The organism is Streptomyces sp. NBC_01306, assembly GCF_026340465.1.
Taxonomy (GTDB): domain Bacteria; phylum Actinomycetota; class Actinomycetes; order Streptomycetales; family Streptomycetaceae; genus Streptomyces.
Genome location: NZ_JAPEPC010000002.1, coordinates 544,289 through 558,435 on the forward strand (window position 1 = coordinate 544,289; position 14,147 = coordinate 558,435).

The following is a 14,147-nucleotide window of genomic DNA, read 5'->3' on the forward strand; positions in this document are numbered from 1 at the left end:
CGGCCGCTCGGCGTAACCGCCCCCGCTCTGTCGACCGCTCGGCACGGCGCGCCCGAGGGCCGGACGTGTGGCGCATCCACGCTATGGCATGGACGCGCAACCGCTGGCGCTGGCCCCGCCCGAAGGGTTCCGGACACCATGGTCCTCGCGGGGTTCCAGTGGGGGCCCGCGTGAAGGGCAGGATCAGGCCGAGCGCCCGCGGAGGAGCCATGCAGACACAGACCGAGCCCTTGCGTGCCGTACTCGACACCCTTCCGGCCCGCGCTCCGGCCACCCGTGCCGCACCGCCCCGGCTGCCGGGTTTCGAGTCGGTCTCCCCCGTCGGCCCGCAGGACATCTGGCTGCACGAAGCGCTGCTCGGGCCGTACAGCGAGGACATCCTGGCGTATCTGAACCTGGTCCGGCGCAGAGGCGGCACCGTGCTCGATCTGGGTTCCGGTGCCGGGCGGCTGGCGGTCCCCTTCGCCCGGCACGGCTTCCGCGTCGACGCCGTGGACCGGGACGCCGCGAGCCTCGACCGCCTCCACGCGTGGGCGGCCCGCATCGGGCCCCGCACCCGGCAGTCCGTCACCACGGTCCAGGCCGATCTCAACCTCCTGAAACTGCGGCGGAGTTACGATCTGGTCCTGCTCGCCGGGACGATGGTGTCGGCCGTCTCCCCCGCCGCCCGCCCGGGCCTGCTGCACGAGGTCGCCTCCCATCTGGAGGAGGGCGGCACACTGGCGCTCGACTACACCTCGCACGAGACCGGCGAACTCGCCCGGTGCCCCCGCCGCACCCACCGCTTCCAGGTGCCGCGCTGCGACGGCGTGGTCGAATGGGCCGTCGTCCAGCAGGTGTTCGACGCCGGGGCCATGACCGAGCGGATCACGTACCGCACCGAACGCCCCGCTGACGCACGGGCCCGCAGCTCAGCCACCTCGACTCTCAAGTGGGTGGTGGACCAGGACGCCCTGCGCGACGAACTCCGCGCGGCGGGCCTCCACATCACCGAACGTCGGCAACAGCGCCTGGATCGGCGCACGTTGAGCGTCTTCCTGGCCTGTCGCACGTGACGTGACACGCGTCACATCATCGATCAAGGGTGCGAAATCCGTACCACCTCTGTGTCTAAGGTGTGACGGGGTGCGATGTATCCAGTTGGGCCAGGGGGCGCTGCGCATGGGCAAGACCGACAAGGCACGTACGCAGTCGGCCGATCCGACACTTTCGCTGTACCAGGAGCTGCGTGCCCGGGGGGCGGGCAGTTACGAGAAGGTGGTCACCGATCTTGAACTGGAGACCGAGGAGCGGGAGCGATGTCGGTCCGAACTGCTCGACCTGGGCTTGATCATTCCCACCGGATCGAAGCACGCCAGCCGTCTGGACGTCGAGAACGGCACACCGGCGGAGGCCGAGACCGACGGCGTCGCGGTCATCGATCCGGAGATCGCGTTACTCCGGCTGCTCCAGCGCGAGCAGCAGCGCCTCCGGACCCACCTCGCCGAGGCCGACGCCTCGTACAGCGCTCTTGAGTCGCTGGTCGGCCGTTTTCTGCGGCCGGGGGCGGTGACCAAGGGAACCGACGTCGAGGTGGAGGTCCTCACCGACTACCGGCGCATTCAGCAGGTGCTGGAGGACATGAGCCATGTCGTCCAGCACGAGGAAGCACTGATGCATCCCGGCACCCTGCAGCGGGAGTTCCCGGAGCGTGTACTGGAGCGGGACCGGCGCCAGCTCGACAAGGGCGTACGGATCCGGGCGATCTTCAACCAGCGGTTCGTCTCCGTACCCGAGCAGGCCGAGTACTTCCGGCGCAAGGCCGAACAGGGCGCCGAGATCCGCATGTCCCCGGTGGTCCCCATGAACATGGTCATCGCGGACCACCACTTCGCCCTGATCCCGCTGGACCCTTCCAATCCGACGCTGGGCGCGATCCTCGCCCGCGGCGCCGCGCTCGTCCGCTCGTACCTGGCGCTGTACGAGTACTGCTGGCACACCGCGGCCCCCTACGGTGAAGTGCTCAACTCCGAGCAGGGCGGCGACGGGCTCACGGAACAGCAGCGTGCGGCACTGCAGATGCTCGCGTCCGGGATGAAGGACGAGAAGATCGCTCGCAGCATGGGCGTGTCCCTGCGGACCGTCAGCCGGATGCTCTCCGAGGTGATGGCCGAGCTCGGCGCGTCCAGCCGCTTCGAGGCCGGCGTACGGGCCGCCCGGCTCGGCTGGCTCGACTGAGCAGCCCCGGCCGGGCCGCTCCCGAGCGGCTCCCGACGGCCATCTCGCTTCTTACCGCCCAAGAGGTAAGATATCTCCAAAGTTTTGGTCGAACCAGGTGGCGGAGACATGACTCGCGAGGTAGTGACGACCGAGCGCGACGCGGCGATCCAGCAACTCCGTGACGTGGGGCTGCGCGTGACGGCTCCACGTCTGGAGATCCTGCACATCCTCACGGGCGGCGGCCACATGGACGTGGAGACCCTGGCGGTCGCGGCGCGTGAGAAATTGGGCGCGCTCACCAGTCAGGCCGTTTATGAAATGCTCCGGCATTTCCTTGAAACGGGACTGGTGACGAAGTTCGACCGACCGGGCCTTCCCGCCGTCTTCGAAATCGCGGGTACACCTCACCACCATGCGCTCTGCTCTCTGTGCGGGCGCGTCGACAATGTGACCAGCGCTCCCCTGAAAAAGCCGGGGAATGACTTGTCCGGGTGGGATGTCCATGGCTCGGAGATCGTCTTCAAGGGAATCTGCCCCGACTGCAGCGCCACAGCTCGGAACTGAGCACTTCCGAATAGACGAATCGGGCGGACGAAGGGCCCGGCGAGAGCTGCCGCCAGCCTCTCCGGGCCCTTCCGTTCGTCGGTCAGGCCTGCACCGGCGCCGGCCACTCACCGTTCGACGGCGGGACCGCTGCCGACGTGGGCGCAGGCCACTCACCATCGCCGGCAGGCGTCACAGCAGCACCAGCGGGTGCAGGCCACTCACCGTCGCCGGCAGGCGTCACAGCAGCACCGGTGGGCGCAGGCCACTCACCATCAGCAGGCCGCACAGCAGCGGGGGGAGGCGTCGGCCACTCGCCGTCGGCCGACACCGTGGCAGGGCCCGGGGCGGGCCACTCGCCGCCCCCGGCGGGCGTCTCCACGGCAACCGCCTGGGTGGCCGCCAGCACAGGCGGAATGGCTATTCCGCAACAGAGAATGGTGGCTACGGCGAACTGCCTGGCGACCTTGCGAATTCCGGAATTGCGAACGTGAGCAGACATGATTCCTCCAGGATGTGATTTCGATAGTCACCTCAGGGGGTCCGTGCCGCCGGGCCCCTCGAAGACATCTAAATAATCGCTCACCGGAAGCCACACAGCCAGAGTTTTCAACGTCGTGGACCTGCCATGGCGTTGATGCGTCACCTGCGGAATCCTCATTTCCGCGGGAGGGATCTTCTCCGGATATCCGCGATCTTGCACACCACTTCAGTGGTTCAGGCTCACCGATGAGCGCATTGCCCTTTCCGGCGCCTGATTTTCCCCGGGCCCACGACAAGAGGCGGGACCCCAACGGGCCCCGCCTCTTGAATACGCCGGTCTTTTGGTCAGACCAAAACAGATGGTAGCATCGGGCTACGGCTCCCCTGTTCCTCCAGGAGGGGGTTGCCGACGGGGCAGGGGCATGCCGCTGCCCCTGCCCCACCCAACGGCCCGGTGCGCAGGGCCCGTTCGTACACGGCGAGGGTCCTGTCCGCAGCGGACTGCCAGTTCATGCCCTGCGCACGACGGACCGCCGCCCGTCCCATCGACCGCGAAGTGCCACGGTTCCGCGCGAACCACAGCAGCCGCTCGGCATAGTCGGCGGGGTTGTGTCCGCGTACGAGGAGTCCTGTTACGCCGTCCTGGACGGCGGTCGGCAGGCCGCCGGCCGCCGATGCCAGCACCGGAGTGCCGCAGGCCTGGGCCTCAAGGGCCACCAGGCCGAAGGACTCGCTGCGCGAGGGAACGACGAGAACGTCCGCCGCCCGGTACCAGTCGGCCAACTCCCCCTGCGATGTGGCGGGGACGAAGCGCATCACATCGAGTACCCCCTGATCCCGGCAGAGGTTGTGCAGCGCATCAGGGGCGGCTGCACCGGCGCCGCTCAGGCCGCCGACGACCGGGACCACCATGCGGCCTCGCAGTCCTGGAGCGGAACGGAGCGCTTCGCCGACCGCCCGCACCAGGACGTCCGGAGCCTTGAGTGGCTGGAGGCGGCCGGCGAAGAGCGGCACGAACGCGCCGTGCGGCAGCCCGAGACGGGACCGGGCCGGCTGCTGCCCCCCTCCGGGGCGGAAGAGCCGGGTGTTCACTCCCGGGCTCACCACATCGGTGCGCAGCTGATCGGCGCCGTACATGCCGACCAGGGCCGCCGCCTCGTCAGCGGTGTTCGCGATGAGGCGGTCGGCGATGCGCACCACACCCGCCTCGCCGCTGATACGCCACTCCGGTTCGGGTGTGTCGGCCGGCGCGAGGCAGGAGTTCTTGACCTTCGCGAGCGTGTGCATGGTGTGCACGAGAGGGACCCGCCAGTGCCCGGCCGCCGGCCCTCCCACCTGCCCGGAGAGCCAGTAGTGGGAGTGGACGAGGTCGTAGGGGCGCTCGGCCCCGGCTCTGATCAGGGCCAGCGAGAACTCCAGCAGCAGGTCCCGCATGGACTCCTTGGGGAGCGGCTCGCAGGGGCCCGCGTGCAGATACCGGACCCGGACCCCCTCGTCCAGCCGGACGTCGTCGGGGTGCCCCTCTCCGCGGCACCGGGTGAAGAGGTCGACGGAGACGTCCCGCCGGGCGAGCGCCCGGGCCAGTTCGACCATGTAGACGTTCATGCCACCGGCGTCACCGGTGCCGGGCCGGTGCAGTGGCGAGGTGTGGACACTGAGCATGGCGACGCGAAGGGACACGGCAGCTCCTCGGTTGGGAACGCGTGCCCCGTCGCCGCCTCGGATCGCCGGCGCCCGGCCACGCGGCGGATCGCTGGAAGGGACAAGCCGGTCAGAACCCGAAGACGGGTCCTGAGGGCCGTAAGAGCCGGGTGCCCGGCGAGGGCACAGCCAGCGCGTCGGCGGTGACCGGCCGCCCCGGCTCGATGTGGAGAGCCGACGCCAGCCGCCCGGAACCCTCCGGCATCACGGGTGCGGCCCAGGCGCAGAGCGCCGACGCGATGCTCAACTGCGCCGTCAGGGAGGGCAGATGACGTCCGCCGGCACTCGGGCGCCGCCGCTGGTGGGCGTTGGCGTACCCGAAGTCGGCGGCCGAGAGCACGACTTCGTCGAGGAGGAGTACCACGCGGCGCGGGTCGAACGAATCCGGCGAGTACGCGTCCCGCAGGTCGTCGGCCGCCCGGTGGAGGCGCCGCAGCTGGGTGCCCCATCCGGCGCCTCCCGGGGCCGCGTCGGGGATGACGCCGCCGTTCTCCTCGTACACCGCGTCGAACAGGCGATTCAGCCACCCGTTCCACGTGCCGGTGAGGATCCGCAGCGTCGCGGCCGGCTCGTCCAGCCGGAAGTCGGGCCGCCGCGCCGCGGTGCGCCCTTCGAGTACGTGCCGGCGCAGCGTGTCGGAGCCGTACTCGATCAGCAGGTCGAGCGCCCACGCCCCCTCGTGCCCTTCCGCGCCCGTACGGGTCTCGTTGACGTAGAAGTCCTGCGGGAGTTTGACGCCCTTCGCGAGCAGGATCGCCGGCAGGAGGACGGCATGGCAGAAGGTGTGGCCGAAGCCGCCGAAGTGCGCGGTGCGTTCCGGCAGCGGCTGCTTGTCGAAGCCCTGGCCGAACAGGTGCATGGCCGCCGCCTCGAAGCATCCGTCGATGCGGTGCCCGTCGAGTCCGTCGACGGGCACCGGGATTCCCCAGTCGCCGGGATAGCCCACGGCCACGTCGGGCAGCCCGTCCTCGACGAGGGTTTCGCACAGGACCGCCAGCGAGGGCGGGAGCTCCGACGCGGCCCAGTAGTCGGCGAGAGGGCCGCGGAACTGCTCCAGGGCGAAGTAGGGCCGCCGGGAGCGGCGAAGCTGCGCAGGTGTGCCGCACAGCGTGCAGGAGGGGTCGGTCAGTGTGCCACCGTCGTTCGGCAGGGCGCAGACACGGCAGACGCCGCCTTCGCTCGCCGCGGCGCAGTGCGGGCAGCCGCCGGTCACCAGCGCTCCGTGCAGCCGGCGTTCGCAGGGTACGCAGTAGGGCATCGGCCGGGAGCGCACCACGATGGCTCCGTCCGCGTGGAGGCTGCGGAAGAGTGCCCTGGTCCAGCGGGCGTATCCGCGGTCGCGTCGTGGGTGGACGATGTGGTCGAACTCGATCCCGGCGTGCTGCCAGTCGGCTCTGATCGTGGTGCGGTAGCCGTCGGCGACGTCCTCCGGCGTCCGCTGCGCGCGGAGCGCTCTGGCTGCCACGGATGCGGTGTGGTCGGCGGTTCCGGTGGTGAACAGCACGCGTTCGCCGTCCGCCCGCAGAAAGCGGGCCAGGACGTCGGCGGCTACGTAGGGGCCGGCCAGATGTCCGATGTCGAGTTCGGCGCAGGGGGCGGGCGGGGTCGCGGTGATCCAGAGCGGCGTACTCATGGGTGGACCTCCTTGACGCTGGAGTGACGCGGGTGCGGTGCTCAGCGCGGTTCGAAGTGGAAGGAGCGGATGAAGCAGTCGCGCGGTTGCTCGACCGCGTAGACGACGCATTCGAAGAGTGCCTGGGTGGTGAGCTTCTCCTCGACGCCCCGGTTCCCGGCCCCCATTCCCTCCCATTCGGCGGAGCGCGGGTCGGAGGTGGAGAAGTCCGGTGGATAGAGCGAGAAGACACGGACGCCGGAAGGGCCGAGCCGTCGGGAGAGAATGTCGGCGAATCCGGCCTGGGCGCCTTTTGCCGCGTAGAAGGCCTCGTGCGCGTGGGAATCAGCTGTCGACCGGCCGGCGCACACGGCCACCATGTTGATGATGTCCGGGCGGTTCGACGCACGGAGCAACGGCAGGAAGTGTTTGACCATCAGCACGGTGCCGCCGGCCGTCGATTCGATCGTCTCCACGATCTCTTCGTCCGACGCGTCGTCGAGTTCCAGGCCGTCCAGCCACCGGGCCCCGTTGTTGACCAGGAGGTCCACCCGGTCCGTCCGCTCGCCGACACGGCGTGCGAATTCCCGGATGTCGGCCGGCTTGCTCAGGTCGCATCCGAAGGCGTGAATGCGGTCCCGGGCGGAGCCCATGACTTCGGTCCGGGTGCGTTCGGCGGCCTCGACCGTGCGCGCGGATACGTAGACCTCGGCGCCCAGGTGGGCGAATCCGATGGCAAGCGCACGGCCGAAGTGCCGGGACGCACCGGTCACCACGACGTTCAGGTTCTGGAATGTCATCCTCTGCTGCGCTCCTCACACAGGACGGAAAAGGGCAGAACTCCCCCACGTCGAAAGGGCGGTGGGAAGTTCTTCGGAATCCAGCCTGACAGAGCGGAGGGGCCCGAAGGCGGTCAGAAGGGCTGCGTATTCACGCCGTGACGCGGATACGCCAGGGCATCGGCACCGCGCGTTCCAGGACGTACGCGCGCTTGCCGTGCACCGCCACGCTGCCGAGGCACGGCCCGTCCACCGCGGCCGACACATGTGCCGTCCCGCCCGGGGTGGCGATGCTGAGGGCCGGGCCCTGCGCGAGGCGGTGCGGGACCGTACCGGGGATGGCAGCGGCCGCCGCGACGCACGCGGCTCCGGTGAGAGCGAGACTGGGATGCCAGCCGTTGACGGTGATACCGCGGGCGAACAGCAGGCCGCTGGGGTCGGCGCCGATCACGGCGATCCTGGGCAGCCCCGACCGGGGTGCGCAGCCGAGCAGCCGAGCAGCGGCCGCTCTGATCCTCAGCAGGGGAAGCAGCAACTCGATTCCGGCGGCGAACAGTTCGGCCGCCGAGTGCACTCCGAGCGCTGCGGCGTCGACGAACACACAGGGATTGCCGAAACGTACGAGCGACACATCCAGGCCGCCCAGCCGCTGCAGGGGCAGACCCGTGGGGAGCAGTCCCGCGGCGGGCCAGGGGCCGGTGAACCTGACGATGTGGCCGCCGTGCGGGTCGGGCTCGCAGACGACGGTGTCGCCGGTCGTCAGGGCCCGTACCCGGACCGGCCCCGGCAGCCGCGCGGCGACGACGCAGGCGAGCAGCGAATGACCGCAGCCGCTGCGGAAGTTGAAACCGTCCGGCAATCTCTGCACGAAGCGGTACTCCAGGTCGAAGCCGGGATGGGGCGACGGCTGGTGGAGCGCGATCTTCTGGATCTGTGCACGCCCTGTCGAGTCGAGCCACCGGCGGACGCCCAGGAGTTCCTTCCCCAGTGCGAGTGCGCCCCGGGGAAGCCCGTCGCCCGGCAGCACGAGCGTCGGACTCGGCGCTCCCTCCACCCGGACGATGTCCGCCCTCATGCCGCGCAGTCGACAGGCCGCCGCAGCCCCTGCACGACTTCCGTCCACAGCTCATGGACGGCGATGGCCCAGAGGGCCAGTGCGTCCGATGCGGAGGGGTGATCGGTGTGCCGGGCGAGCAGCGCCTGCACCCGGTCGGGGCGCAGACGTCCGTCCCGCGCCAGCTTCGCGGGTGACAGCAGTTCCCGTACGGATTCCAGGAGGGGGCTGCCCGGGGCCAGCATGGCTGCCAGCGGCAGCGTGAACGGCTGTTTGGGCCGCCGCAGAACCGTGGCCGGCAGCAGCCCACGGCCCGCTTCGTACAGCGCGTGCTTCCCCGTCCGCTCCCCGGCGCTCCGGGACCTGGCCATGGCCACGGTGGCCGGCTGGCAGAACGGCATACGGGCCTCCACCGCGCAGGCCATGCTCAGATGGTCGACGCGCCGCAGGTGGTAGGCGGGAAGCCGGCAACCGGTCTCGAACTCGCTGAGCGTGGAGAGCCGGTCCCCTGTGGAGCGGCGCAGCCGGGCCGCGATGCGGTCGCTGTCGGAGCCCAGGTCGTTGATGAAGGCGCGGTAGGCCGGTGTGTACAGGTGGTGCCGGAGCAGCCGGGGCGCGGCCGCGAGCGCGTCGACGTAGGCAGCGGTCCAGTCCTGGCCGTCCGGTACCTCCATCGCGCGGCGGACCCGGTCGTAACCGCCGAAGAGTTCGTCGGCCCCGTCCCCGGTGAGCGCCACCGTGAATCCGGCCTCCCGCACGGCCCGGAACAGGGCGTAGGTGCTCAGCGCGATCGGATCGGCGTTGGGCTGGCCGAGGTGGCGGACCGTACGGGTGAGGAGCGAGGCGAGCTCTGCCGGGTCGATGTCGACGCGGTGGTGCACCGTGCCCGCCCGGTTGGCGACGGCGCGCGCGTACGTGTGCTCGGCGTCCGGCCAGCGGCCCTGGTAGCCGAGGTGGAAGGTGTGCAACTGCCGGTCCTCACCGTGCAGTTCCTCGGCCGCGAGCGCCGTGACCAGTCCGGAGTCGAGCCCACCGCTGGTGACGGCGCACACCGGGACATCGGCGGCGGTCAGGCGGGCGGTCTCGTGTCGCAGGGTTTCCAGTACCCCCGTACCGGCGTGCGGTGAACGGTCGTCCGCCGTACGGTGGCTTATCCGCAGGACGGAGCCGGGGGACGCGACCGCCGTGGCACCCGGCGGCAGGACGTGCACGCCGCGCAGCGCCGTCTCGGTGCCCAGGGGCGTCTTGGTGGCCAGGACCGAGTCGAGCGACTCCTCCCTGATGTCGGCCGGTACGGCGTCGAAGGCGAGGAGCGCGGGGATCTCCGACGCGAAGCGCACGGATCCGTCCCCGGAGACGTGGTAGTGGATGGGTTTCATCCCCATGTCGTCCACTGCCAGCACGAGTCGGGGCCGCGGCCGTCCGAGGTCGAGTACCGCGACCGCGAACATCCCGTCGAGATGCGCGGCGAACTCGGGGCCGTACTCCATGTAGAGGGCCGGCAGGAGGCTGCCGTCGCAGAGATCGTCGAAGCGGTGCCCACGGGCGGACAGCCGTCGCCGCAGCTCGCGGTGGTTGTAGATCTCCCCGTTCAGCACGGCGAGCACACCGGGGGCGGTACGCAGCCGGTACGGCTGGCTGCCGTGCCCGGGATCCGTGACGGCGAGCCGGTCGCACCCCAGCGACCAGCCGCGGCCGCTGAGCACTCCACGCTCGTCGGGTCCGCCGTGACGCTGCCGACCCGACACAGCGTCCAGCTCGGGGGCGGTCACCCCAGCGGCGAATGAACCGAGAATCCTGCACATGCCAGCGCCTCCGGCTGTCAAATTCCCTGACGGCTTCTCTTAACTGCACCAATGTTTTGAAGCTACCAAATTTTGGAGTGGCGCGTAAGTGCCATGTCTCGGACGCGCCACCCGGTGCGCCTTGTCCCCGGCCTGAGCAGGCAACAGGCTGAACACATGGACGAGTTGAGGACCGACTGCCCCGACCGCAGCACGCCGGAGAGCCTGCTGGTCGTCGCCGCACACCCGGACGACATCGAGTTCTGTGTCAGCGGAACCGTGATGCAGTGGATCGCCCGGGGCACCCGCGCGACGTACTGCATCGTCACGGACGGAGACGCCGGCGGTTACGACGACCGGCTCCCCCGGCAGGCGATGGCGGACCTGCGCCGTGCCGAACAGGTCCATTCGGCGAAGCTCAGCGGCATCCAGGACGTCCGGTTCCTCGGATACCCGGACAGCCTTGTCGAGCCGAGTGTGGCTCTGAGGCGTGATCTGTGCCGTGTCATCCGCGAGGTCAGGCCCCAGCGCGCCATCATCCCCAGCCCCGAGATCAACTGGAAGAGACTCGCCGATCTGCACCCCGACCACCGGGCCGTCGGCGAGGCGGCACTGCGCGCCGTCTATCCCGAAGCGCGTAATCCGTTCGCCTACCCCGAACTCCTCGGCGGGGAAGGGCTCGAACCGTGGATCGTGCCGGAACTCTGGCTGATGACCGGCCCCACGCCCAACCAGTACGTCGATGTCACCAGCGTCTTCAGCCGCAAGGTCGACGCCTTGCGCATTCACACGTCGCAGACCGCGCACTTCGACGATCTGGCGGGCCTGCTGCACGACTGGCTGTCGGAGCACGCGCAGGCAGCCGGTCTGCCCCCGGGGCGCCTGGCCGAAGCGTTCCAGATCGTGGCCACCGGCTAGGAGTTGTCTGGGCGCCGTTCCGTTTCACACCCCCAGGATGCGGGAGAGCCCGTAGTCGAAGCGCTCGTCGAAGGAGGTGTCCTCGAAGTACGCGGCGGCTCGGGACAGTGAGGGGTATGCGCCCGTGTCCAGCTGTCGTGCGAACGCGGGACCCATCGCGTCAGGAAGCGCCTGTTCCTCCTGAGCCAGCCCCAAGGCGAAGTAGACAAGGCTCCAGCCGGTCCAGACCGCCTCGCGTTCCGCCAGCCCGCCGGCCAGCAGCGCCTCGGTCATCAGGTCGGCGAAGCGGAGTGTGGCGGGTTCGGCGGCGTACGTACCGGCCACGATCCTGGCCCCGTCCCGGTGGGCCAGCAGGGCGCGGCGGTAGCGGTGGAGCAGTTCGCGGACCCGTGGCTCCCAGGGCTCGGGCAGTCCGTCCACCGACGCCCCGGCCACGATCGCGTCCGCCATCAACTCCGACAGCCGCGCCTTGGTCTTCGCATGCCAGAGCACTGTGTTCATCCGGACGCCGAGCCGGTCCGCGATGCCGCGGATCGAGAGCCCGTCCGCACCTTTCTCCTCCAGCAACTCCAGGGCCGTTCGCACCACCGTTGCGGGGTCGAGCCGTGTCCGGGCGAGATCATCCGCTTGCTTCTTGGTCACCGACCTAGTCTACTGGGCGCATCCACCTTGGTCACTGACCAAGGGATTCCTGAGGAGCTGCCATGGAGCACGAGCACGTAGTCATCGCAGGAGGCGGCCCCACCGGGCTGTGGCTGGCCGCCGAACTGCGGCTGGGCGGGACACCCGTCACCGTCCTGGAAACTCGCCGCGAGCGGGATCCCCACTCCAAGGCCCTCACTATCCATCCGCGCACACTGGAGGCCCTGGCCACCCGGGGCGTGCTGGAGCCCTTCCTCGCGGAGGGGCGGCGCATCCCCAGTGGCCACTTCGGCGGGCTCGACGACCGGATGGACTTCGGGGTCCTCGACACCCCCTACCCCTTCACACTCGCCCTGCCGCAGGCCCGCACCGAGGAGCTGCTGGAGGAACACGGGACTGCGGCCGGAGCCAAAATCCGGCGCGGGCACCACGTGACCGGACTTACCCAGGACGAAGACGGGGTGAGCGTCGAGGCAACCGGCCCCGACGGCCCGTACACACTGCGCGCCGACTACGTCGTCGGTTGCGACGGCACCCGAAGCACCGTGCGCGAAGCGGCGGGCATCGACTTCCCCGGCAACGACGCCACCACCTGGGGCTTCCTGGGCGACGTCGTCCTGGACAACCCGCCACGGGAAGCGGTGGCGGCCGTGTCGGGCCCGACCGGCGGCGTCATGATTGTCCCGTTGCCGGGCGGCATCCACCGGATCGTCGGCGGTGACCCGGACAGTGCCGGTACCGGCTACCCCGGCGAACTCACCCTCGACGTGCTGCGCGCCAAGGTGACCCGGATCGCCGGCACCGACTTCGGCATGCGCGACCCGAGCTGGCTCTCCCGGTTCGGCAACGCCACCCGGCAGGCCGCCGAGTACCGCAGGGGCCGCGTCCTCCTCGCGGGCGACGCGGCGCACATGCACTACCCGGCCGGAGGTGTGGGCCTCAACGTCGGCATCCAGGACGCCACGAACCTCGGCTGGAAACTGGCCGCCACAGTGGCGGGCACCGCCCCCGCCGGGCTCCTGGACAGCTACCACACCGAACGCCACCCGGTCGGCGCCGACCTACTGCTCAGCACCCGCGCCCAGACGGCACTGATGAACGCCTACTCGGCGGAGGGCCAGGATCTGCGTGCACTCCTGAGCCAACTCATCGCCACCGTACCCGAGTTCTCCCGAAGCCTGGCCGAAAGACTCTCGGCACTGGCCGTCACCTACCCGGGCCCCGCACACCAGCACCCCCTGACCGGTCACCGCGCACCCAACCTCGAACTCTCCAACAGCACCGACCTCTTCACACTGCTCCGGACCGGCCGCCACGTCCTGCTGCACTTCACCGGCACCCCAGCACCGCCCTCCACCTCCCACATCATCACGCACACAGCACACCGGCCCGACCCACGCCCCGCCTGGTCCACCGTGCGTGCCGCGCTCATCCGCCCCGACGGCCATGTCGCCTGGGCGAGCGAACAGCCCGACACCGACGTTCTGCGGGCCGAGGCGCACGCGGCGGTATCCGCGACTCACCGCTGACCAGGACGCCGTCGATGCCCACGGCCCCCCGGCCGTCGGCAGCCGGACTGTTCGTACCGGCCGCCTCCCGGACCCGCTTCGGCACTTCGGCCCCTACTGTGCGACTCGCGGTGAGGAGCTTCGGCCCGGAGGCGGCAGGGGCATCAATGAGCAGCGACGAGGGGTCACCACCCGCTACGGCAAGACCGCCGAGTCAGGTCTGAGACTGAGGTCGCGGTCAGCGGTATATGACCAACTCGCGCTCGTCCGCGCCTTCCAGTTCGTACTGTGTGCCGACCAGGGGCCGGCCGGAGTAGAGCCGGATCAGCGTCGGCACATCGGCGACCAGCCGAGCGGGCGGCCGTCCGTCGATCTTGTTCCCGAGCGCCATGGTGTGGTTGCCGTCGTCGAGTACCGCATGGACGAGTGGGGTGCCCCGTTTCCGGCTGGCGACCGACAGCAGCACCAGCTCCGACGCCTCGCCCGCTACGGCGTAGGCACCTGCCGCGCCCCATGCGTCGCGTACATCGCCTGCGTGGACCCACTCTCCGAAGGCCACGGTGTCGAGCAGGCCGTCCTCGTGCAGGGCGATCACCGGGCCGGCCTCGCTGAGGCCGCGCTCCAACTCGTCCAGCACGCGCCGGAGTGGCCAGCAGGCCCGCTCAGCCACATCGGCGGCGTTGGATCCGGGTGAGAAGACGCCTTCTTCGAGCCGCCCTTCCACGATCCGGACCAGCGCCGCCGCACAGTGGGCGACCACCTCTCGAACCGTCCAGCCCGGACAGGCCGTACGGAACGCGAACAACTCCTCGGGTGCCGACCGGAGCAGCGGCATGAGCGCGTCCCGCTCCGTCAACAGGAGACGGCCCGGCAACGCGGGATCACGACGCTCCTCGGACATTCTGGTTTCCCCCTTGGACGGGA

At 70.1% G+C, this 14,147-nt stretch carries 12 protein-coding genes; 5 read left to right on the forward strand and 7 right to left on the reverse strand.

All coding sequences use genetic code 11. The features are described from left to right. Positions 1-209 precede the first annotated feature (209 nt). The 3 genes from OG385_RS35570 to OG385_RS35580 all read left to right on the forward strand — a co-directional run bounded on the left by OG385_RS35570 (position 210) and on the right by OG385_RS35580 (position 2,763). The gene (locus OG385_RS35570) at positions 210-1,055 is read left to right on the forward strand and encodes a bifunctional 2-polyprenyl-6-hydroxyphenol methylase/3-demethylubiquinol 3-O-methyltransferase UbiG (RefSeq protein WP_266862138.1); all 846 of its coding nucleotides are present in this window, start codon (positions 210-212) and stop codon (positions 1,053-1,055) included. Positions 1,056-1,125: 70 nt separating this feature from the next. Continuing rightward, the gene (locus OG385_RS35575; RefSeq protein WP_266862140.1) at positions 1,126-2,217 is read left to right on the forward strand and encodes a helix-turn-helix transcriptional regulator; all 1,092 of its coding nucleotides are present in this window, start codon (positions 1,126-1,128) and stop codon (positions 2,215-2,217) included. A 108-nt stretch (positions 2,218-2,325) separates the two neighbouring features. Further along, positions 2,326-2,763 carry a Fur family transcriptional regulator gene (locus tag OG385_RS35580; RefSeq protein ID WP_266862142.1) on the forward strand — a complete coding sequence of 146 codons (438 nt, stop codon included), beginning with the start codon at positions 2,326-2,328 and terminating at the stop codon, positions 2,761-2,763. Positions 2,764-3,570: 807 nt separating this feature from the next. Here the strand turns inward: OG385_RS35580 and mshA are convergent. The 5 genes from mshA to asnB form a co-directional block, all read right to left on the reverse strand. Next, positions 3,571-4,887: a D-inositol-3-phosphate glycosyltransferase gene (mshA, locus tag OG385_RS35585; protein WP_266862195.1), complete on the reverse strand. Its 1,317-nt coding sequence runs from the start codon at positions 4,885-4,887 to the stop codon at positions 3,571-3,573. Between the two features lie 109 nt (positions 4,888-4,996). Beyond that, complete coding sequence (locus tag OG385_RS35590; RefSeq protein WP_266862143.1) at positions 4,997-6,559, reverse strand: class I tRNA ligase family protein; 1,563 nt, start codon at positions 6,557-6,559, stop codon at positions 4,997-4,999. A 41-nt stretch (positions 6,560-6,600) separates the two neighbouring features. Next, complete coding sequence (locus OG385_RS35595; protein ID WP_266862144.1) at positions 6,601-7,338, reverse strand: SDR family oxidoreductase; 738 nt, start codon at positions 7,336-7,338, stop codon at positions 6,601-6,603. Positions 7,339-7,468: 130 nt separating this feature from the next. After that, on the reverse strand, positions 7,469-8,392 hold the full coding sequence (locus tag OG385_RS35600; RefSeq protein WP_266862145.1) for a PrpF domain-containing protein: 924 nt from the start codon (positions 8,390-8,392) through the stop codon (positions 7,469-7,471). Beyond that, positions 8,389-10,176, reverse strand: coding sequence for an asparagine synthase (glutamine-hydrolyzing) (gene asnB, locus OG385_RS35605; protein WP_266862147.1), 1,788 nt, complete (start codon positions 10,174-10,176; stop codon positions 8,389-8,391). The genes OG385_RS35600 and asnB overlap by 4 nt, the downstream gene beginning before the upstream one ends. Positions 10,177-10,332: 156 nt before the next feature. Here asnB and OG385_RS35610 point away from each other — a divergent pair, with 156 nt between their 5' ends. Then, on the forward strand, positions 10,333-11,073 hold the full coding sequence (locus OG385_RS35610; protein WP_266862148.1) for a PIG-L deacetylase family protein: 741 nt from the start codon (positions 10,333-10,335) through the stop codon (positions 11,071-11,073). A 24-nt stretch (positions 11,074-11,097) separates the two neighbouring features. Here the strand turns inward: OG385_RS35610 and OG385_RS35615 are convergent, their stop codons facing one another. Then, positions 11,098-11,715, reverse strand: coding sequence for a TetR/AcrR family transcriptional regulator C-terminal domain-containing protein (locus tag OG385_RS35615; protein ID WP_266862149.1), 618 nt, complete (start codon positions 11,713-11,715; stop codon positions 11,098-11,100). Between the two features lie 62 nt (positions 11,716-11,777). Between OG385_RS35615 and OG385_RS35620 the strand changes: the two genes are divergently transcribed. After that, complete coding sequence (locus OG385_RS35620) at positions 11,778-13,244, forward strand: FAD-dependent monooxygenase (RefSeq protein ID WP_266862150.1); 1,467 nt, start codon at positions 11,778-11,780, stop codon at positions 13,242-13,244. A 217-nt stretch (positions 13,245-13,461) separates the two neighbouring features. On the opposite strand, the gene OG385_RS35625 is transcribed toward OG385_RS35620, so the two are convergent. After that, positions 13,462-14,124 (reverse strand): maleylpyruvate isomerase family mycothiol-dependent enzyme, encoded by a 663-nt coding sequence (locus OG385_RS35625; RefSeq protein WP_266862196.1) that lies wholly within the window; start codon positions 14,122-14,124, stop codon positions 13,462-13,464. Positions 14,125-14,147: the final 23 nt, after the last annotated feature.